Source organism: Bacillus sp. RE35 (genome assembly GCF_052146655.1).
GTDB lineage: Bacteria > Bacillota > Bacilli > Bacillales > Bacillaceae_G > Bacillus_A > Bacillus_A cereus.
The window spans coordinates 158,003-177,766 of sequence record NZ_CP197377.1; the positions used below are offsets into that span (position 1 = coordinate 158,003).

A 19,764-nucleotide genomic window follows, 5' to 3' on the forward strand; every position below is an offset into this window, starting at 1 on the left:
ATACATAGAATAGTCTTAAAATTTGGTTTTCAACGTGAATATAAGTGAATAAATTGTATATCCATACAGAAAAATGTCGAGTTGAGTCAGACTATATAAAAGATTTAAAATATTTAGTGAAGGCATAAAAGGGGGATACTATCTATGAAAAAAGAAATCTCAGTTATTGGAGTTCCAATGGATTTAGGACAGATGCGTCGTGGAGTTGATATGGGACCGAGCGCGATCCGTTATGCAGGGGTAATTGAAAGAATTGAAGAAATTGGATATGACGTTAAAGATATGGGAGATATATGTATAGAGAGAGAAAAAGAGATAGATGAAAATACAAAATTAAGAAACCTTACACAAGTTGCAACTGTATGTAATGAATTAGCAAGTAAGGTGGATCATATTATAGAAGAAGGTCGTTTTCCACTTGTATTAGGTGGTGACCATAGTATTGCTATCGGTACATTAGCTGGTGTAGCAAAACATTATAAAAACTTAGGCGTTATTTGGTATGATGCACACGGTGATTTAAATACAGAGGAAACTTCACCATCTGGAAATATTCATGGTATGTCACTTGCAGCAAGTTTAGGTTATGGACATTCTTCACTTGTAGATTTATACGGAGCATATCCAAAGGTGAAAAAAGAGAATGTCGTAATTATCGGTGCGCGTGCATTGGATGAAGGAGAAAAAGATTTCATTCGCAATGAAGGTATTAAAGTGTTCTCAATGCATGAAATTGATCGTATGGGGATGACGGCTGTGATGGAAGAAACAATCGCATATTTATCTCATACCGATGGTGTACACTTATCATTAGATTTAGATGGTCTTGATCCTCATGATGCACCAGGTGTTGGAACGCCTGTAATTGGCGGTCTATCTTATCGTGAAAGTCATTTGGCGATGGAAATGTTAGCAGAAGCTGATATTATCACATCTGCTGAATTTGTTGAGGTAAATACGATTTTAGATGAGAGAAATAGAACGGCAACAACAGCAGTTGCTTTAATGGGTTCTTTATTCGGTGAAAAACTAAAATAAATGTAAGAAAAGCAACTGAGAAGTTGCTTTTTTTATTTGAAAATAAGCGTATAATAATGATTTATATTATACTGTACAATAAAAATGTTTGACATCTTACCAATTTGAGCTAAAGGGGGTTGTTTGTAATTGTCGTTTGTTTCATGTATGGTATAATTAACTAGTTGTTGGAAATACATACAGATAGAGCATAAAACAATATTTCAATATATGGATAGAATTGCTCGTAAGTAGGAGGAAGGGATAGCATGCCTTTTGAAGATACGACCATTTTGAAATATCTTAGTACGGCATTAGATATTGCCATTGTATGGTTTATTATATATAAGCTAATTCTTATAATCCGAGGGACGAAAGCTGTTCAACTTTTAAAAGGGATTACAGTTATTATCGTCGTTAAGATGATCAGTATTTTCCTTGAATTGCGTACGCTATCTTGGCTAACTGAACAAGTATTAACGTGGGGATTTTTAGCCGTTATTATTATCTTTCAGCCAGAATTGCGAAGAGCACTTGAGCAGCTAGGGCGCGGGAGTTTATTTTCGCGTGTTGGAACGCATGAGGATGATGAACCTGAAATGGTTGCAACAGCGATAGCAAAAGCAACCGAATATATGGGGAAACGTAGAATTGGTGCATTAATTACTTTGTCAAAAGAGACCGGTATGGGTGATTATGTGGAAACGGGTATTCCGCTTAATGCAAACGTATCATCGGAATTACTTATTAATATTTTTATTCCAAATACACCTCTTCATGACGGAGCGGTAATTATGCAAGGAAGTACAATTAAAGCAGCAGCATGCTATCTTCCATTATCAGAAAGTCCGTTTATTTCTAAAGAATTAGGAACTAGGCATCGTGCTGCAATGGGAGTTAGTGAAGTTACTGATAGTATTACAGTAGTTGTGTCTGAAGAAACTGGTCAAATTTCTTTAACGAAAAATGGTAAGTTGCATCGTGATTTGAAGACAGAACAGCTGAAAGATATGTTATTAGCTGAATTTAGTGGAAACGAAAAAACGACTTCTTCGTCTTTATGGAATTGGAGGAGAAAGCGTCATGGATAAGTTAATGGAGAATCATTGGTTTTTAAAAGGGATCTCATTACTATTGGCGTGTATGCTTTTTATGTCAGCGACGTTAACTGAAAAAAATACGACATCAGGTATATTACCTTTTGCAAATGATACGAAAGAAACATTAACTAATTATGCTATTAATCTTAAGTATGATGAGGAGAAATATATTGTAAGTGGTATTCCGGCAGAGGGCGTTAAAGTAAAATTAGAAGGCCCAAAAGCATCAGTTGCTACAGCAAAAGCAAAAAAACAATTTGACATACCGGTTGATTTGCGAGATAGTCCAAAAGGAACTTATGAGATTTCTTTAAAAACGAACGGGCTTCCAGATGATGTGAAAGGAACAGTTCAGCCATCAACAATTAAAGTTACTCTTCATGAAAAGGCGAGAAAATATGTTCATGTAGATCTGAAATTATCAAATGAGGATCAGATGCCAGCGGGGGCTACTCTAGAAAAATCAAGCCTTAAACCGGATACTGTTGAGGTAGTTGGGACGAAAGAAGAAATTGAAAGCATTTCCTCTGCCAAAGCGTATGTTGATTTAAAAGGTGTTAATAAAACTGTTACAAAAACGCCCGAAGTTACATTATACAATAAAGAAGGAAAACGTTTAAATGTAAGAACAAGTCCATCTAAGATTAGTGTAACGTTGAATGTGGCAACGCAAACTACAGCCAATAATACTGAAAAAACTGTTCCTGTAACGTATACGAAGAAGGGGAGTTTAGCAGAAGGATTGGCGGTTACAAATATCAGTGTTGAACCGAGAGAAGTAACGATAGCTGGTCCAAAAGATATTTTGGATAATATACAATCGCTAGAGGGGGTCGAAGTAGATCTTAGTCAATTGACAGAGTCTACAACATTCGATGCCTCTGTTTTATTACCCAAGGGTGTAACAAGTGCAAAACCGAATCAAGTGAAGGTTTCGGTGGGAGTGCAAAAAACAAAACAAACGAAAACAAAAACGATTGATGGTATCCCAATCCAGAAAAATGGACTGTCTAAAGATGTTACTGCTCAGCTACTTTCGCCGCAAGATGGAAAGATAAGTGTTGATATTTCAGGAGAAGCAAGTATAGTAGATAAAATAACAGCTGCTCAAATAACAGCGGTAATTAATCTGCAAAATGTATCCTCAGGGACGAAAGATATTTCCATTCAAGTGAGCGGTCCTGGTAATATTTCAATAGAGCCAAAACAAAAAAGTGCTAAAGTTACTATTGTGAAGAAAGAAAAACCAGATAAAGAAGTACAGGGTAACGGTCAACAACCGGATTCAAATACGGATCAAGAAAATCAAAATGAGAAACCAAAAAATCCTGAACCTGATTCAGAAAAAGAACAGGAAAAGAATCAAAACCAAAATCAAAATCAAGATAAAGATAAAGAAACGAGTCAAGAACCAACAGTAGATAATCAAAAAGAGCAAGAAAAAGGAGCGAATCATAATGGGTAAATATTTTGGTACAGATGGAGTACGCGGAGTTGCAAATAAGGAGTTAACACCTGAATTAGCTTTCAAAATTGGACGTTTTGGTGGTTATGTATTAACAAAAGATACAGATCGTCCAAAAGTAATTATCGGTCGTGATACACGTGTATCTGGTCATATGTTAGAAGGAGCTTTAGTAGCAGGTCTATTATCAACTGGAGCAGAAGTAATGCGCCTTGGCGTTATTTCTACACCGGGCGTTGCTTATTTAACAAAAGCACTAGATGCACAAGCGGGTGTTATGATTTCTGCATCTCATAATCCAGTACAAGATAACGGTATTAAATTCTTTGGTTCAGACGGCTTTAAATTAACAGATGAGCAAGAAGCTGAGATTGAAGCTTTATTAGACAAAGAAGTTGATGAACTACCACGTCCGACAGGTACTAATCTTGGACAAGTGAGCGATTACTTTGAAGGTGGACAAAAATATTTACAGTACATTAAACAAACTGTTGAAGAAGATTTCTCTGGCCTACATATCGCTTTAGATTGTGCACATGGTGCAACTTCTTCTCTAGCTCCATACTTATTTGCAGACCTAGAAGCTGATATTTCAACAATGGGAACTTCTCCAAACGGTATGAATATTAATGAGGGTGTAGGATCTACACATCCAGAAGGCTTAGCTGAATTGGTAAAAGAAAAAGGTGCGGATATCGGACTTGCTTTTGATGGCGATGGCGACCGTTTAATTGCTGTAGACGAAAAAGGAAACATCGTTGACGGTGATCAAATTATGTTCATTTGTGCGAAATATATGAAAGAAACTGGTCAATTAAAACATAATACAGTTGTTTCAACTGTTATGAGTAACTTAGGTTTCTACAAGGCACTTGAAGCAAATAATATTACAAGTGATAAAACAGCAGTTGGTGACCGCTACGTTATGGAAGAAATGAAGCGTGGAGGTTACAATCTAGGTGGAGAACAATCAGGCCATATTATCTTACTTGATTACATTACAACTGGTGATGGAATGTTAAGTGCACTTCAACTTGTAAACATCATGAAAATGACGAAAAAGCCATTATCTGAGCTTGCAGGAGAAATGACGAAATTCCCACAATTGTTAGTAAACGTTCGTGTAACAGATAAAAAATTAGCATTAGAAAATGAAAAAATTAAAGAAATTATTCGTGTTGTAGAGGAAGAAATGAACGGTGATGGCCGTATTCTTGTTCGTCCATCTGGAACAGAGCCACTTATTCGTGTAATGGCAGAAGCACCAACACAAGAAGTTTGTGATGCATATGTACATCGCATTGTAGAAGTTGTGAAAGCTGAAGTCGGCGCTGAATAATTAGCTGAATTTATATGAAAAAGGAGCACAAAAAGTGCTCCTTTTTCATATGTTTTATAGACGATGAAAAAAATTTCATTGACGGTTTATCCATGTTTGTTATAAGATGGTCTTGTTCTTTTTCTCAAAGGAAATATTGTAAATTATAAAAGCGCCAGAACTACAAATAGTGTAGTTGACGAGGTGGGGTTTATCGAGATTTCGGCGGATGACTCCCGGTTGTTCATCACAACCGCAAGCTTTTACTTAAATCATTAAGGTGACTTAGTGGACAAAGGTGAAAGTGTGATGAGAGAAGAGGAACGGATGAAAACTAGCTGTATAAGTATATACGGACTTAAACCCAATCGAGAGGAAGGTGAAAGCCGTTACAAGCTTACAGGGCTAGCAATATGTAATCCGTTTTTTAGTATAAATAAAAATGGTATCGGACTATGTCGTTACATGTTCGCAGAGCAGTGTAAGCATTTGTAACGGCGACTAAACATGTGTGGAATCGTAGGATTTATTGGAGAGCAAGATGCAAAGGAAATTTTATTAAAAGGTTTAGAAAAGCTAGAATATCGTGGATATGATTCAGCAGGTATTGCAGTACAAGCAGAGAACGGTGTTGTTGTATACAAAGAAAAAGGCCGTATCGCAAAACTTCGTGAAATCGTAGATGAGAACGTAGCAGCAAGCGTGGGTATCGGACACACACGCTGGGCTACACACGGTGTTCCAAGTAAAGTAAACGCGCATCCGCATCAAAGTACATCAAAACGCTTTACATTAGTTCATAACGGTGTAATTGAAAACTATGAATTAGTGAAAAAGGAATATTTACAAGATGTAACGTTCGTAAGTGAAACAGATACAGAGGTTATCGTACAGCTTATGGAACAACAAGTGAGCACAGGATTAAGTGTAGAAGAAGCGTTCCGTAATACGCTATCTCTTTTACATGGCTCTTATGCAATCGGATTACTTGATGCTGAAAATCCAAACATGATTTATGTTGCTAAAAACAAAAGCCCGCTATTAGTAGGTGTTGGTGACAACTTTAATGTTGTGGCAAGCGACGCTATGGCGATGTTACAAGTTACAGATCAATTTATTGAGTTAATGGATAAAGAAATCGTAATCGTAACGAAAGAAAGTATTACAATTAAAAACTTACAAGGTGAAACGATTGAACGTGCACCGTTTACAGCGGAATTAGACGCAAGTGATATTGAAAAGGGAACATATCCTCATTTCATGCTTAAAGAAATCGATGAGCAACCACTTGTAATCCGTAATATAATTCAAAAGTATCAAGATGAAAATGGCGAAATTGAATTAAATCAAGACATCCGCAATGCGATTTTAGATAGCGATCGTATTTACATCATTGCATGTGGAACGAGTTATCATGCAGGTCTTGTTGGAAAACAATTTATCGAGAAGTTTGCAAAAATGCCAGTTGAAGTACACGTGGCAAGTGAATTCTCTTACAACATGCCATTATTAACAGAAAGACCATTCTTCATTTATATTTCACAAAGTGGTGAAACAGCTGATAGCCGTGCAGTACTTGTGCAAACAAATGAAATGGGTCATAAAGCATTAACAATTACAAACGTGCCTGGTTCTACGCTTTCTCGTGAAGCTGATTATACACTTCCGTTATACGCTGGACCAGAAATTGCAGTTGCATCAACGAAAGCTTACACAGCACAGCTTGCAGTACTTTCAATTTTAGCAGCTGATATTGCTAAAGCAAAAGGTGAAGTTCTTGATTTCGATTTAACACACGAACTAGGACTTGTAGCAAATGCAATGATAGAACTTTGTGATCAAAAAGAAGAAATGGACGCATTAGCAAAACAATTTTTAGCAACAACGCGTAACTGTTTCTTCATCGGCCGTAGCGTAGACTTCTACGTAGGATTAGAAGGTGCGTTAAAACTAAAAGAAATCTCTTACATCCAAGCAGAAGGATTCGCTGGAGGAGAGTTAAAACACGGTACAATCGCTTTAATTGAAAATGGTACACCAGTTATCGCACTTGCTACACAAGAGCACGTAAACCTTGGAATTCGTGGTAACGTGAAAGAAGTAGTAGCACGCGGGGCTAACCCATGTATAATCTCAATGAAAGGCTTAGAAATGGAAGGTGACAGCTTCGTATTACCAGCTGTACACGAAGCGCTAGCACCGCTAGTAGCAGTTATTCCATTACAACTTATCTCATACTACGCAGCGCTTCACCGCGAGTGTGACGTTGATAAGCCACGTAACTTAGCTAAGTCTGTTACTGTTGAGTAGGAGATTGGTAGGTTAATAAATATAGTTATACGTTTGAAATAAATTAAAACTAAGAAAAAACTCTGTAAAAATCATTTTACAGAGTTTTTTTAGTTATTTATTGTTTTACATAACAAATTGTTACTTGTTCGTCTATGTGGAAAATCTGTAACGCTTTACCATCTAAATTTTTAACCTCATATGATGAATAAATAGGTCTTTCCAATTTCACTTCTTGACCATTTTGAGTTCCTTTTTCCACCATTAGCGTTAACTGATGGGAAGAAACGTCTGCTTGGTATGTTCCTGTTAAGTAATTATCTTTATTTGGATAAGAACCATTTGCATATGTTTCAAATGTCTTATCTGCTTTTAGGACTAACGTAGTTTTGACTCCGTCTCCGTAATCAATACCCCAATTACCTACAAGCTCTGTACCGTCTTTATAGTTGTTCTGTACATTCTTAAACTTAGCGGAATCCTCGTCTGGTGTATCAATTTTTCCTTTGAATATACCAGTTTTATCTTGGGTACTGTATGTTTTAACTGTATTACCACTAGATAAACTCGGTGAGTTAGAAGAACTAGTACCACTTGTTGTAGAAGTAGTTGTTGAACCACCCTTAGCTTCCGCTTTTAACTTATCAAATACAGGTTTCCAAATGCGTTTTGCTTCATCTAATTTATTGTTTGCTTTATCTATGATTGCATCATCCGTATCTTTAAGTGTTTTAGAGTAATCAAATAACTTCGATACTTCTTTGAAAGATTCTTTTAACTTTTGAACAGCTTTTACAATTTCCTTATGATCTTCCTTGTATTTTCCTGGTGCATCTATACGCTCTATTTTATTAAATACTTTATCTAAGTCTTTAATACTATCTCGTACCTCTTCATTTGACTTACTTCCCTTTTTATTATCCCTCACAGAAGCATCATAGTAATCTAGACGTCTTAATAAGTCTTCTTCAATGTCTACCATAAGTTGTGGGTAATCCTCAGGTAAAACCATAATCATCTTAACATCTTTACTTTCTTCTTTTGAGTTAGTTGATTTTTCCTTTGTTTCAGATGATTTACCTTCTGTCTTAGTTTCTTTACTTTCTTGTTTACCAGATTCAGCATTTGTTTTTTCTTTTTCTCCAAATAAATTTGTTACACTACAAGCTGACATAGAAACTACTAATCCAGATGCTAGTAAAATTTTACCTGTACTCTTTTTGAAATTCTTCATATGATTTTTCAATTCTCCCTTTAAAAACATAAAATAGATGTGCTTTAGCCCCTTTAAAACTAAAAAACATACCCCTTCTATATTTATTTTATAATACCTTTCTACGTATAATATTTTACAATTAATTACAGATACGGTCAAAATTTATCTTAGTTTAACGATGTTCACAAAAAAGATGCGAAGCTTTATTCCTTCAAGTAAAGATTCTAAGTGAGTTTTGATTAAAATTTTTTTATAAAAATCTCATACTTAGTTAAAAAGAGTGATTCTATTTTGATCAATCGTTTTTTCAAAATGAATTTTTTTGTTGTTAAATAAAGATTTGTGACTTCATTTTTATCAAATTTTATTCTAAACCAACATATAGTTATAGCTTTAAAATAAATTTACAAATTTGTATCTAAAAGGGGTGTTTTTGTGTCGGAAAAGAACATCTAGAATTGGTAAGTGGATAGAACTCCATAAATTAAAGTTTTACTTTATCGACTTCACTTTTATTTATCTGAATTTTCCGTTATCATTTTAAGTATTCGTGAACAATTTCCTTTATTACGATAAAAAGAGACGAGAGATTTATGGACATTTCAAGGGGGTATATTGATGAAAGTGAATGAAAAAACATATTTAAGTATAGAAGAGATTATTTCATTACCAACCGTATCAAGTACAAACATAAGTGATGATGGTAAAAACGTAGCATTTGTTAAGAAGACGGCTGATTGGAAAGACAATACATATAGGAATCATGTATGGATATATGAAAAAGATAAGAAGCAGAGTTACCCATTATCAAATGGTGATATAGATAGTACACACCCATTATGGTCTCCAGATGCTAGGTGTATCGCATATCTTAGTCCAGTTGGTGATGGGAAAAATCAGATATTTGTTAAGTCACTAGATGGTTATAGAGAGTTTCAAATTACCGATGAGAAAGAAGGAGTCAGTACATTCAAATGGGGTCCTACTGGCAAGGGTCTTTATTATGTTACGCAGTCAAAAGAATGTGAGGAGATGAAGAAACGTAAGGATCTATATGGAGATTTTCAACATATAGGTAAGGAACACCAGAATAATTGTTTATATTACATTGAAATAGAGAAGGTGATACAAAGTGATACAGATGAACACGAGAACAGAGTTGTTTATCAATTAACAGATGGTAAGGATTTTCATATCCATGAATTTGATATTTCAAATGATGGTAAAAAGGTTGTATTTATGGCGACACCAAGCTCAAATATGGCAGATTATATAAATGGAGATCTATACATACTCCATATTAAAGCTGGAGAGCTACAAAAGCTGAATGTGGATAAGTTGTTGGGAGGGAGTGTTTGCTTTTCTCCTGACGGCAGTGAAATATGTTACACAGCAAGCATAAGAGAGAAGGGTTACTATAGAAACCATATACAAGATAGTACGTTAGAGATATATGATATAAATACCGGAGAGCTAATTCAACCTTTAACAGATTTTGATAGTACGGTTATGCCATTACAGTGGACAGCTAAAGGGGTTTTAATTAGGTGGCAGAATAAAACGAATTATCTTATTGGATTGCTAGCCGAAGATGGCACTGTGGAAATATTAAGCGAAAAAGTAGATGGCTTTATAATGGATGCTTCTATAACAAAGGATGGCAAACATATATCCTACAATAAGGCTATAACAAATGAAACCTTTGAAATCTATTTAGACGATAAAAAAATAACGGATGAAAATAGCTTTTTCAAAGGGAAACTTAGAAGTAACAGGGAAATCATCTCATGGAAAAGTAGCGATGGTCTTGAAATAGAAGGTGTTTTATCAACGCCAGTAGAGTTGGACACTAATAAAAAATATCCTTTATTAGTAGTAATTCACGGCGGTCCGGCTTGGGCATCTTTTCCGATATTTTCAGACTGCTTCAATGAGAAATATCCGATTGAACAGTTTGTTGAAAAAGGCTTTATCGTTTTAGAACCAAATTACAGAGGAAGTTCAGGTTATGGTAATGAATTTTTAAAAGCTAACTATAGAAAACAGGGGATTGCTGACTACGATGATGTTATATCTGGAGTGGATGAACTAGTAGAAAAAGGGATGGTAGACAAGGATAGAGTAGGAGTTATGGGATGGAGCAACGGTGGATATGTATCAGCTTTCTGTTCTACGTTTAGTAGTCGGTTTAAAGCTATTTCAGTTGGCGGTGGAATAACTAACTGGAGTACCCATTATGTAAATACAGATATACCTTACTTTATTAGAATGTATTTAGGAAATACTCCATGGAATGATCCAGAGATATATACGAAGACATCACCTATGACGTATATTAAATCAGCTTGTACGCCTACCTTAATTCAACATGGGGAAAAGGATGCAAGAATTCCAATTACAAATGCATATGATCTATATCAAGGATTAATGGATATGGAAGTTGATACAGAATTAATTATATTTAAAGGAATGGCATATAGTTCTGACCAACCAGGAGTTCATGTGGCTATTATGAAGCAGAACTTGATGTGGTTTTCACACTATATTCTTGGAGAGAGTATGGAGGGTTTTAGGACTTTGTAAGGGATGTTTGTACAAGACATAAGGTTGAAACGGTCTTCATATTGAGATGATTTATTATAAAATATATACTTAAACTACTATCAGTACATACATCAGGGAGGACTAATATGACAGGAAATAAAAATGACTTACTAGTAGAAAAACGTGAAGAGTTATTGAAAGTATTGCAAGCTCGTTTTGAGAAAAACATGAACCGCCATGAAGGTCTTGAATGGGCTAAAGTTGAAGCGAAGCTGACTACTAATAATGAAAAAATGTGGTCACTTAACGAAATGGAAGTAACTGGTGGTGAACCGGATGTTGTTGGTTATGATGAAGAAAAGGACGAATATACTTTCTATGATTGTTCAAAGGAGAGTCCTAAAGGCCGCAGAAGTCTTTGTTATGATCTTGAAGCGTTAGAATCAAGAAAAAAACATAAACCAGAGAATAACGTTATTGATGTTGCCAATGCTATGGGCATTGAATTATTAACGGAAGAACAGTATCGGGAATTGCAACAACTTGGCGATTTTGACATGAAATCATCAAGTTGGGTACAAACACCTTTAGATATTCGAGAACTCGGTGGTGCTTTATTTTGCGATTATCGCTTTGGACATGTTTTCGTGTACCATAATGGAGCAGACTCTTACTATGCTGCCAGAGGTTTTCGTGGCTCGTTAAAAGTTTAAATTAGGATAAATAAGAAAAAGAGCCTATATTCAGGCTCTTTTTCTTATTTATATTTTAAAAGTAAACTGTTACTACGCAGTTTTACTTAATTTATATGTTCCGTGGTTGTTTTTACGGAAAAGTTTAGGGAAAACATAGCCATCTAATCCAATACGTCCAGCGTTCTGCCCTGCAACTAAAATGAACATAGTCAAAATAAGCAGGTTTGGGTTTACACTAACAGTTCCACTTAATAAAAATGAAAGATTCATTATGATTCCGAAAAATGCAGCTGTTTTTGTTAATCCGCCTAAAATTAAACCTAGACCTACTAAAATTTCTCCCCATTGAACTAAAAAGCTAAATAGGTCTGCGTTTGGAAGGACAAAATGTTGAAGAAAATCTGCCCACCAACTTTGTACTGCAGGGTGGTCACCTGATGCTTGAGCAATAGCACCCTTTAGAAAGCCACTTGCGTCAAAAGATTGTCCGAAGACTTTGCCTATCCCAGCAGCGAACCATGTATACCCTATGTAAAGCCGTAAAAGTAATAATATGAAAGTAGCACGTTTATCAGTTCTTAAAAAATTGATAACCATTGAAATCCCTCCAATATTGTATTTACATGTTTATTATATATCCATTGTGAACAAATTCACAATGGATATAATGTGAACAAGTTTATGATTTTTTATTTGTAAAATTGTACATAAAGCATTTTGAAATTTATTTTTGGAAGGTGAAGAATAAATGTAGTATGGGAGCTATCTATTTTAGTAGAGAGCTCCCATAGTAAACAGATTCATGTAGTTTTTTTAGTGTATCTGGGCATTACGTATTATTTCTCTGGCTTTATATAAGGAACAACTTGCGCAGTCACCCCTACAGAAGCACCGCGAATAAAATCTTGGTTTTCTAATGCTTTAAAGTTTTCCGTTTTTCCTGTTAGCATAACACCTAAAATTTTCACTTGATCAAATGGTTTGTTTTTGTTTGCTTTTAAAAACTTCTGTATATCTTCGTCATGTCCATCGTCATCGTATTGATTAAGTGAATCAATGAACTCTTTGTACGCTTCTTTAGGGGACTTGTCTGGATTGAATCCGTAAACAGGCATACCAGCAGGTCCTTTACTTTCATCTCTGATTGGTGAGGTCATATATAGCCATACGATATTTAAGTTATCTGGTATTTTTGTTTGAACCTCTTTTAATGTATAGGGTTGATTGAAAGAGATGGCAACTTCGGCAACATAGTTGTTCATTTGTGAAACTTCACCTAATTCATTTTGCACACCATCGTGATAATCTTTAATAGCCGGATTATAAAATGTCGCAAATTTATTCTTTGTTTGTTTATCATACTCATAGAAATTTGTATCTGACCAATAAAAGCCAGGTGTTAACTCATTGAAGTCAATATGAGTCAGGAACCAACCATAAGAACTTGTTAATGTGTTCCATGGGACTACATAACCGTTAATGTTTTTGGAACGGTTTGATATAATATTGCCGCCAAACATAGATGAATTACTTGTTACTTGAGAATCAATTTGTACATTCGGTTCTGCAATTGCGTTATGTAAAAAGAGATGTTCGTGAAGTTTCGTAGAGCTTTTCGCTGCGAAGTAATTGCCAACTTTATAAATGATAGGGATAAGCATCATGACAACGATAATAGAGGTAATGATGATTTTAAGCAACTGTTTCCTTTTAGCCTTTTTTAAAGCATCTTTTAAAGAAGTATCCATTAATTTTTTCCTCCTACTTTAGAATGAATTGTCTTACGTGCACGATGTAATTTTTGTTTGACGCTGTTTACTTGAATATCTAGTATTAGAGCGATTTCTTCGTATGTAAAATTGTAATAATATTTTAAAAAGAAGGCTTCTTTATATTCTAATTTTATATCTTTTAATAAATAGAAAATCTCATCTTTATTTAAAACTGTATCCAATTCTCGGTCTGTATATTGAAGTTTTGAATAGATTTCTTCAGTTAAGTAGATGTTTTGCTGTTCTTTTTTGCGTTTTAAATCAATGTATTCATTTAATGCGACTCTGAAAAACCATGGACGTATGTTACTCTCGGTTAGATTATCTAGCAATGTGTATACTTTATAGAAGGTATTTTGGATGATGTCTTCTGCATCTTCTTTTATAGCCCCTTTCGCTAGTAGTAGTTTGAACACTTCCTCCCCTAGATTGATAAGATAGGAGGTAAATATATTTTCTTTTCCCATCACTTTTCCTCCCTACACTTATACAACGAATAGGTAATGATAAATGTATACACTTAAATTTAAATTAGTTATTCACTATGGTTTATAGTACACGATACTTTATAAATAGGAGTGGTTCTTTTATTTTTTGAAATATTAAATCTTTAGTGCTAAAATAAAATTTGGAGATATATGTAAAGGAGACAAAGACTCAATATGTGGATGAACTTGTAATGATTAGAAACTAGATAGATGAATTTTGCTCTCATAAGCGAGGGTTTATTTAGTCATCTGTAAATCATTCAAGGAATGCATATTTGGATTGTACATCCCTTTTATAAGGATAGGGGCCTATTTTATGTATCTGTCTTTTTTGTGGGAAAGTTTATATCTCTTATATAAAATATGCGTCCTTTAAACTTGGAGGAGTATATGATGAACCAATTAAAAAATAAAGTAGCAGTTATTACAGGGGTAAGTCGTCTAGATGGTATAGGCGCAGCGGTTTGTAAAGAATTAGCTGAATCAGGATACGATATATTTTTTACGTATTGGACAGCTTACGATAAAGAGATGCCTTGGGGCGTTGATAAAAATGAACAAATACAATTAAAAGAAGAGTTACTAAAAAACGGTGTTAAAGTCTCAAGTATGGAGTTAGATTTAACTCAGAATGATGCACCGAAAGAGCTTATAAATAAAGTTACTGAACAATTAGGGTACCCTCATATATTAATTAATAATGCAGCATATTCTACGAATAATGATTTCTCTACGTTGACTGCTGAAGAATTAGATAAGCATTATATGGTGAATATTCGTGCGACTACATTGCTCAGTAGTCAATTTGCCCGAGGATTTGATAAAAAATCTGGTGGTAGAATTGTGAATATGACTTCGGGGCAATTTCAAAGTCCTATGGTAGGAGAACTAGCGTATGCAACAACGAAGGGAGCTATTGATGCTCTTACTAGTACGTTGTCAGCAGAGGTAGCTCATTTAGGAATAACAGTGAATGCAATTAATCCAGGACCAACTGATACAGGATGGATGACTGAAGAGATAAAACAAGGGTTAAAGCCGATGTTTCCTTTTGGCAGAATTGGTGAGCCAAAGGATGCAGCTAGACTCATTAAATTTTTAGTAAGTGAAGAAGCTGAGTGGATTACTGGGCAAGTTATTCATTCAGAAGGTGGATTTAAAAGATAAAAAAGAAGGTATCTCACCTTAGTGAGATACCTTCTTTTTTAATCTTTCTTCAACCTTCGTGCAATACCATTCCCTAAAGACTGTAATCCTTGAACGAGGATAATTAAAATAAAGACAGTTGCATACATTACTTCAGGTTCATAGCGTAAATGTCCGAAGCGGTATGCTAAATCTCCTAGCCCACCAGCGCCTACAAGACCAGCCATTGCTGTTGCGCCGATTAAGCCAATCGTTGCAATTGTTAATCCAAGTACAAGGGAGGGACGAGCTTCTTTCACCATAACGTGCCAAATAATTTTTATAGTAGAAACGCCCATCGCTTGATAGGCTTCAATAACGCCGCGATCTACTTCTAATAAAGCAGTTTCCATTAATCGTGCAATATAAGGGGCCGTGAATACGACAAGCGGTACGATTACGCCTTGTACACCAATGGAGGTTCCCATTAGAAACTTTGTAAAAGGTAAAATGAAGAATAATAGAATGATAAATGGAAGAGAGCGAATGATATTAATAATTGTATTAAGAATTGGGTAAATGATTTTATTTTCGTGCTGCCCACCAGGTCTCGTTAAAACAAGTGTAACACCAAGTGGTAGTGCAATAAGGATAGAGATGAATAGTGAAATAGATGTCATTTGAAATGTTTGAATGGTTGCTTCCCATATGACTTTACCCCATTCATCCAAAAAGGACTTGTTTCCCATAATCTGTTCTACCCCCTTCTACGATGATTCCTTGCTCTTGTAAAAATGATAAAGCGTGGTTGATTTCATTTTGTTCCCCTTGCATATGAATGACAAGTTTCCCGTATGCCTCATGTTTTAACTGTGTAATATTACCGGATAAAATATTTGGATACACTTGGAAACGTTTTGTAGCGATAGCTAACGCTGGTTCACCAGAAGAATTTCCTATAAATGAAAGTGTTACGATTTCTCCGGTTCTTTGTAGTTCTTTTTGTACTTCAGCTGGGATTTTTGCTGCAAATGCACTATTTACAAATTTCTTCGTTGTTACATGTTGTGGGTTTGTGAAGATCTCCTTCACAGTCCCGCTTTCAATTACTGCTCCATGTTCCATAACAGCAACTCGGTCGCATATACGTTGGATGACATTCATTTCATGTGTAATTAATAAAATTGTAATCCCGATTTCCTCATTAATCTTTAATAATAGGTCAAGAATAGAATCAGTTGTTTCTGGATCTAAAGCACTCGTTGCTTCGTCGCTTAATAACACTTCCGGTTCATGTGATAGTGCACGTGCAATGGCAACACGTTGTTTCTGGCCACCAGAAAGTTCACTCGGATAGGCATCTTTTCGATTAAAAAGATCGACAATACGTAAATACTTTTCTACCCTTTTTTCAATTTCTAATTTTGGAACGCCAGCAAGGCGTAACGGTAATGCGATATTTTCATAAACGGTAACAGTTTTGAGCAAATTGAATCCTTGAAAAATCATCCCGATTTTTTGTCTCGCTTTTGCTAGTTCTTTTGTAGACAGTGTTGTTAAATCTTGCTCGTTTACAATAATATTTCCTGTCGTTGGTTTTTCTAATAAATTTACACAGCGAATTAATGTACTTTTGCCAGCGCCACTATATCCAATGATTCCAAATACTTCGCCCTTTTTTACTTGGAGGGAAGTGGACTTAAGAGCTTCCACATTCCCCTTTTTTGTTGTAAATACTTTGGATACATTTTTTAATTCAATCATTATCGTCAGCTCCTACCAAGACGGTAAAACAGAACCATCAAATTTTTTCTCGATAAATTCTTTTACTTCTTTAGATTGATAAGCTTTCTTTAATTTATTTACAACAACATCATCTTTATTTTCAGTACGAACAACGACCCAGTTCACATAAGGCGAATCTTTGCCTTCACGGAAAATGGAATCTTTCGCAGGGCTTAATTTTGCACCTAATGCAAAGTTTGTATTAATTGCAGCTGCTTTTACTTCACTTAGTTGTGTTGGTAATTGAGATGCCTCTAACTCAACAATCTTTAATTTTTTTGGATTTTCAATTACATCTTTCGCAGTCGCTTTTTCTGTCGCTTTTGGATCCACTTTTAAAACCCCTGCTTTTTCAAATAACTTTAAAGCACGAAGTTCATTCGTTGGGTCATTTGGGACAGCGATTGCGTCGCCCTCTTTTAATTCTTTTACATCTTTTATGTCTTTAGAATAGACGCCCATAGGGAATGTTACTGTTGAAAATACTTCGGTTAATTTCATATTACGTTCAGCTTTAAATACGTCTAAATATGATTTCGTTTGATAGCTATTTACATCAAGGCTTTTTTCATCGAGGGATACGTTTGGTGCTACATAATCATTAAATACTTTTATATCAATTTCGAGACCATCTTTCGCTGCCACTTCTTTTACCTTTTCAAAAATCTGCTCATGCGGCCCGCCTGTTACACCGACAGTAATCTTTTTCTCATCTAACGCTTTTACTTGTTTATCTGAACCTGCGCTACATGCGCCTAATAATAGTACCGCTCCGCTTACAATGCTTAATAATACTTTCTTCATCTATGATTCCCCCTTCATATACGTTCCAAAATAAAAAGCACCTCTCAAAATAAGAGAGGTGCCGAATAGACGAAATAGGTTCCTCTCTTATCTTCCAAAACGAAAACTCGTTTTGCAGGAATTAGCACCTTAGCTTATACGTCATAAGCTCGGTTGCCGGGCATCATCGGGCCAGTCCCTCCGCCACTCTTGATAAGAGTATGTGTATGTAGTTTTGAATATGGTACTAATAGTAAATCGTACAAAAAGAATTGTCAATGATATTTTCAGAATATATTTTATTTTAAGGTAATCGAAACGTTCCCCTTTTTATGTCCTTTTTCTACATATATATGAGCTTCAGCAATTTCTTCTAATCGGTAAGTTCTATCAATAACAGGCTTTAGCTTTTCTGTTTCAGCCAGTTGTTTTAGTAGGTTCATATCTTCTTTACTGACTTTTGCCATCATTCCGTTCACAGATACATATTTTCCATTAGGCATTAATGCATCTGTACAAAGAGACTTATTATATTTTCCAACTGCATCAAATATAATATCATAGTGCTCGCCCCGCTTAGTAAAATCTTCTTTCATATAATCAATTACGTTGTCTGCCCCTAAAGCTGTTACTAAATCGAAATTCGAACTACTACAAATGGCTGTGACAGTCGCCCCGAAGTATTTCGCAAGTTGTACGGCAGCTGTCCCTACTGATCCAGAGGCGCCGTATATAAGTACTCGTTGCCCTTTTTTTATCTGTCCTTTTCTAAGGAAGTGCAATGCTGAAGTTCCGCCAAAAGGAATAACGGCAGCTTCTTCATATGTCACATTGGTAGGTTTTAATGCTATTAATCCACTTTCATGCACGCATGTGTATTCGGCATAACCACCAAGGTTTAGTTCTGTTAATGCAAAAACTTGATCTCCTTTTTTAAATTGTGTTACATCTGTTCCAATGTCTTCGATTTCACCGGATAACTCTACGCCAAGTATAGGTTTTCTCGGTTTTCTGAAACCTAATATGATCCGCATAGGAATCCAAAATAAGAGGGGGCTATTAAAGCCACGTATTCTACAATCTCCAGTCGATACACTTGTTGCGTGAATTTTAACTAATACTTCATTTTTTTTAGGTTTAGGCTTTTCTATATTTTGAAGTTGGAGAACATTAGGTGGTCCATACTTTGTGCAAATAATAGCTTTCATAATGACCTCCTGAAATGAGTTGTTATTATTTACATCATATTTAAACTTTTTCTCAAACATGTTGCTATATAGGAAATAAATTTAAAGAAGAATATTACGAATTATATAGATTTCATAGGAAAAGAGATGATATTATTTTTGGGAAGGAGGGGACGTTATGAAAAAAATTATTTTAATTTCAAGTTTAGTACTTGCAGTCGGTCTAGGAGTAGGGTGTAGTAATGAGAAAGCAAAAAAGACTGATGAACCGAAAAAAGAAGCTGTGCAGAAAGAAAAGGAATTAACAGCGAAGGATGTTTTTAATAAAGCGAATGAAGCTTTTAAAAACGAAGAAAATGTAACGATGACATATGATGTGGGAATAAAGGCTGAAGGAACAGAGATGAATGTAATAAAGGCCAAAATGCAATTAGAGCCGAAGAAAAAAAATTCTCGTTCTGAAATGAATGTTTCTGGTACAGAGGTTGTTGTTTATGATGTGGGTGGCAAAATTGCTGGTCAGTTGAAAAATCCTAATACGGGTGAAGTTATGTCTGTACCAGAGGAACAATTAAATGCTAACGGAATGAATGCGACTCAAGGAATGGTAGATAATTTAGAGATTCCATCGGAAATTTTAAATAAAGTGAAGATGGAGAAAAGTGGAGATAATTATAAGCTGAAGTTTGCATTAAAAGGGCAAGAGACAGAGAGTATGTTAGCTAGTATGGATGAAAAGCAGAAACAAATGCTACAAGGCCAAAATGCAAAGATAGAAGAAATAGATGGAGAATATATTATTACAAAAGATTTTAAATATGAATCAGCAAAGATAGATATGGTTATGAGTAGCAATGGTGAGGATAAAGCGCACATTATTACGGATGCGAAGTTTACATCGTATGATAAATTTGATCCAATACAATTGCCAGCAGCAAAGTAATCACTGTCAAGAGAGGTACCTGAAAGAACGGGTATCT

The 19,764-nt window shown here is 35.3% G+C and carries 18 protein-coding genes and 1 riboswitch; of the genes, 10 read left to right on the forward strand and 8 right to left on the reverse strand.

Features of this window, described 5'->3' with window-relative positions; genetic code table 11:
• The first annotated feature begins 144 nt into the window (after nucleotides 1-144).
• From rocF to glmS, 6 genes are all read left to right on the forward strand, one after another.
• Nucleotides 145-1,038 carry an arginase gene (gene rocF / locus ACTL4X_RS00945; RefSeq protein WP_000711563.1) on the forward strand — a complete coding sequence of 298 codons (894 nt, stop codon included), beginning with the start codon at nucleotides 145-147 and terminating at the stop codon, nucleotides 1,036-1,038.
• A gap of 248 nt (nucleotides 1,039-1,286) precedes the next feature.
• Entirely contained in the window at nucleotides 1,287-2,108 is an 822-nt protein-coding gene (gene cdaA / locus ACTL4X_RS00950; RefSeq protein WP_001115697.1) for a diadenylate cyclase CdaA, read from the forward strand.
• Nucleotides 2,101-3,582: a CdaR family protein gene (locus ACTL4X_RS00955; RefSeq protein ID WP_000359601.1), complete on the forward strand. Its 1,482-nt coding sequence runs from the start codon at nucleotides 2,101-2,103 to the stop codon at nucleotides 3,580-3,582. Before cdaA ends, ACTL4X_RS00955 begins: the two co-directional genes overlap by 8 nt.
• Entirely contained in the window at nucleotides 3,575-4,921 is a 1,347-nt protein-coding gene (gene glmM / locus ACTL4X_RS00960; RefSeq protein ID WP_000521476.1) for a phosphoglucosamine mutase, read from the forward strand. Before ACTL4X_RS00955 ends, glmM begins: the two co-directional genes overlap by 8 nt.
• A 288-nt stretch (nucleotides 4,922-5,209) precedes the next feature.
• A complete protein-coding gene (locus ACTL4X_RS00965; RefSeq protein ID WP_001206405.1) occupies nucleotides 5,210-5,395 on the forward strand; it encodes a hypothetical protein in 186 nt (61 codons plus the stop codon).
• Between the two features lie 12 nt (nucleotides 5,396-5,407).
• On the forward strand, nucleotides 5,408-7,210 hold the full coding sequence (gene glmS, locus ACTL4X_RS00970; protein WP_000334163.1) for a glutamine--fructose-6-phosphate transaminase (isomerizing): 1,803 nt from the start codon (nucleotides 5,408-5,410) through the stop codon (nucleotides 7,208-7,210).
• A gap of 97 nt (nucleotides 7,211-7,307) precedes the next feature.
• Here glmS and ACTL4X_RS00975 read toward each other — a convergent pair whose 3' ends face one another.
• The gene (locus tag ACTL4X_RS00975) at nucleotides 7,308-8,435 is read right to left on the reverse strand and encodes a DUF3994 domain-containing protein (RefSeq protein ID WP_080001407.1); all 1,128 of its coding nucleotides are present in this window, start codon (nucleotides 8,433-8,435) and stop codon (nucleotides 7,308-7,310) included.
• Between the two features lie 588 nt (nucleotides 8,436-9,023).
• On the opposite strand from ACTL4X_RS00975, the gene ACTL4X_RS00980 reads away from it, so the two are divergent.
• Nucleotides 9,024-10,988 (forward strand): S9 family peptidase, encoded by a 1,965-nt coding sequence (locus ACTL4X_RS00980; protein ID WP_000867227.1) that lies wholly within the window; start codon nucleotides 9,024-9,026, stop codon nucleotides 10,986-10,988.
• Between the two features lie 107 nt (nucleotides 10,989-11,095).
• On the forward strand, nucleotides 11,096-11,662 hold the full coding sequence (locus ACTL4X_RS00985) for a DUF4256 domain-containing protein (protein WP_000147393.1): 567 nt from the start codon (nucleotides 11,096-11,098) through the stop codon (nucleotides 11,660-11,662).
• A gap of 72 nt (nucleotides 11,663-11,734) precedes the next feature.
• Here ACTL4X_RS00985 and ACTL4X_RS00990 read toward each other — a convergent pair whose 3' ends face one another.
• From ACTL4X_RS00990 to ACTL4X_RS01000, 3 genes are all read right to left on the reverse strand, one after another.
• Nucleotides 11,735-12,241, reverse strand: a complete 507-nt coding sequence (locus ACTL4X_RS00990) for a DoxX family membrane protein (RefSeq protein ID WP_025690519.1) — start codon at nucleotides 12,239-12,241, stop codon at nucleotides 11,735-11,737.
• Nucleotides 12,242-12,480: 239 nt separating this feature from the next.
• Nucleotides 12,481-13,392: a sigma factor regulator N-terminal domain-containing protein gene (locus ACTL4X_RS00995; RefSeq protein WP_006920121.1), complete on the reverse strand. Its 912-nt coding sequence runs from the start codon at nucleotides 13,390-13,392 to the stop codon at nucleotides 12,481-12,483.
• Nucleotides 13,392-13,883 (reverse strand): RNA polymerase sigma factor, encoded by a 492-nt coding sequence (locus tag ACTL4X_RS01000; protein ID WP_086401947.1) that lies wholly within the window; start codon nucleotides 13,881-13,883, stop codon nucleotides 13,392-13,394. The genes ACTL4X_RS00995 and ACTL4X_RS01000 overlap by 1 nt, the downstream gene beginning before the upstream one ends.
• Nucleotides 13,884-14,294: 411 nt before the next feature.
• On the opposite strand from ACTL4X_RS01000, the gene ACTL4X_RS01005 reads away from it, so the two are divergent.
• The gene (locus ACTL4X_RS01005) at nucleotides 14,295-15,071 is read left to right on the forward strand and encodes an SDR family oxidoreductase (RefSeq protein ID WP_025690516.1); all 777 of its coding nucleotides are present in this window, start codon (nucleotides 14,295-14,297) and stop codon (nucleotides 15,069-15,071) included.
• A gap of 38 nt (nucleotides 15,072-15,109) precedes the next feature.
• On the opposite strand, the gene ACTL4X_RS01010 is transcribed toward ACTL4X_RS01005, so the two are convergent.
• The 4 genes from ACTL4X_RS01010 to ACTL4X_RS01025 form a co-directional block, all read right to left on the reverse strand.
• Nucleotides 15,110-15,778, reverse strand: a complete 669-nt coding sequence (locus ACTL4X_RS01010; RefSeq protein WP_000527136.1) for a methionine ABC transporter permease — start codon at nucleotides 15,776-15,778, stop codon at nucleotides 15,110-15,112.
• Entirely contained in the window at nucleotides 15,753-16,793 is a 1,041-nt protein-coding gene (locus ACTL4X_RS01015) for a methionine ABC transporter ATP-binding protein (protein WP_000571355.1), read from the reverse strand. Before ACTL4X_RS01015 ends, ACTL4X_RS01010 begins: the two co-directional genes overlap by 26 nt.
• 12 nt (nucleotides 16,794-16,805) lie before the next feature.
• Nucleotides 16,806-17,618, reverse strand: a complete 813-nt coding sequence (locus tag ACTL4X_RS01020) for a MetQ/NlpA family ABC transporter substrate-binding protein (RefSeq protein WP_000756980.1) — start codon at nucleotides 17,616-17,618, stop codon at nucleotides 16,806-16,808.
• A gap of 84 nt (nucleotides 17,619-17,702) precedes the next feature.
• Nucleotides 17,703-17,817: riboswitch (SAM riboswitch) on the reverse strand.
• A gap of 79 nt (nucleotides 17,818-17,896) precedes the next feature.
• Nucleotides 17,897-18,805 (reverse strand): NAD(P)-dependent alcohol dehydrogenase, encoded by a 909-nt coding sequence (locus tag ACTL4X_RS01025; RefSeq protein ID WP_000643856.1) that lies wholly within the window; start codon nucleotides 18,803-18,805, stop codon nucleotides 17,897-17,899.
• 157 nt (nucleotides 18,806-18,962) lie between these two features.
• Here ACTL4X_RS01025 and ACTL4X_RS01030 point away from each other — a divergent pair, with 157 nt between their 5' ends.
• Nucleotides 18,963-19,727: a DUF6612 family protein gene (locus ACTL4X_RS01030; RefSeq protein WP_000720580.1), complete on the forward strand. Its 765-nt coding sequence runs from the start codon at nucleotides 18,963-18,965 to the stop codon at nucleotides 19,725-19,727.
• The last annotated feature ends 37 nt before the right edge of the window (nucleotides 19,728-19,764 follow it).

What these genes read in the sequence shown, in the direction of transcription:
- rocF (WP_000711563.1), top strand. Translation starts at nt 145, where the DNA reads ATGAAAAAAGAAATCTCAGTTATTGGAGTTCCAATGGATTTAGGACAG.
- cdaA (WP_001115697.1), top strand. Translation starts at nt 1,287, where the DNA reads ATGCCTTTTGAAGATACGACCATTTTGAAATATCTTAGTACGGCATTA.
- ACTL4X_RS00955 (WP_000359601.1), top strand. Translation starts at nt 2,101, where the DNA reads ATGGATAAGTTAATGGAGAATCATTGGTTTTTAAAAGGGATCTCATTA.
- glmM (WP_000521476.1), top strand. Translation starts at nt 3,575, where the DNA reads ATGGGTAAATATTTTGGTACAGATGGAGTACGCGGAGTTGCAAATAAG.
- ACTL4X_RS00965 (WP_001206405.1), top strand. Translation starts at nt 5,210, where the DNA reads ATGAGAGAAGAGGAACGGATGAAAACTAGCTGTATAAGTATATACGGA.
- glmS (WP_000334163.1), top strand. Translation starts at nt 5,408, where the DNA reads ATGTGTGGAATCGTAGGATTTATTGGAGAGCAAGATGCAAAGGAAATT.
- ACTL4X_RS00980 (WP_000867227.1), top strand. Translation starts at nt 9,024, where the DNA reads ATGAAAGTGAATGAAAAAACATATTTAAGTATAGAAGAGATTATTTCA.
- ACTL4X_RS00985 (WP_000147393.1), top strand. Translation starts at nt 11,096, where the DNA reads ATGACAGGAAATAAAAATGACTTACTAGTAGAAAAACGTGAAGAGTTA.
- ACTL4X_RS00990 (WP_025690519.1), bottom strand. Translation starts at nt 12,241, where the DNA reads ATGGTTATCAATTTTTTAAGAACTGATAAACGTGCTACTTTCATATTA.
- ACTL4X_RS00995 (WP_006920121.1), bottom strand. Translation starts at nt 13,392, where the DNA reads ATGGATACTTCTTTAAAAGATGCTTTAAAAAAGGCTAAAAGGAAACAG.
- ACTL4X_RS01000 (WP_086401947.1), bottom strand. Translation starts at nt 13,883, where the DNA reads ATGGGAAAAGAAAATATATTTACCTCCTATCTTATCAATCTAGGGGAG.
- ACTL4X_RS01005 (WP_025690516.1), top strand. Translation starts at nt 14,295, where the DNA reads ATGATGAACCAATTAAAAAATAAAGTAGCAGTTATTACAGGGGTAAGT.
- ACTL4X_RS01010 (WP_000527136.1), bottom strand. Translation starts at nt 15,778, where the DNA reads ATGGGAAACAAGTCCTTTTTGGATGAATGGGGTAAAGTCATATGGGAA.
- ACTL4X_RS01015 (WP_000571355.1), bottom strand. Translation starts at nt 16,793, where the DNA reads ATGATTGAATTAAAAAATGTATCCAAAGTATTTACAACAAAAAAGGGG.
- ACTL4X_RS01020 (WP_000756980.1), bottom strand. Translation starts at nt 17,618, where the DNA reads ATGAAGAAAGTATTATTAAGCATTGTAAGCGGAGCGGTACTATTATTA.
- ACTL4X_RS01025 (WP_000643856.1), bottom strand. Translation starts at nt 18,805, where the DNA reads ATGAAAGCTATTATTTGCACAAAGTATGGACCACCTAATGTTCTCCAA.
- ACTL4X_RS01030 (WP_000720580.1), top strand. Translation starts at nt 18,963, where the DNA reads ATGAAAAAAATTATTTTAATTTCAAGTTTAGTACTTGCAGTCGGTCTA.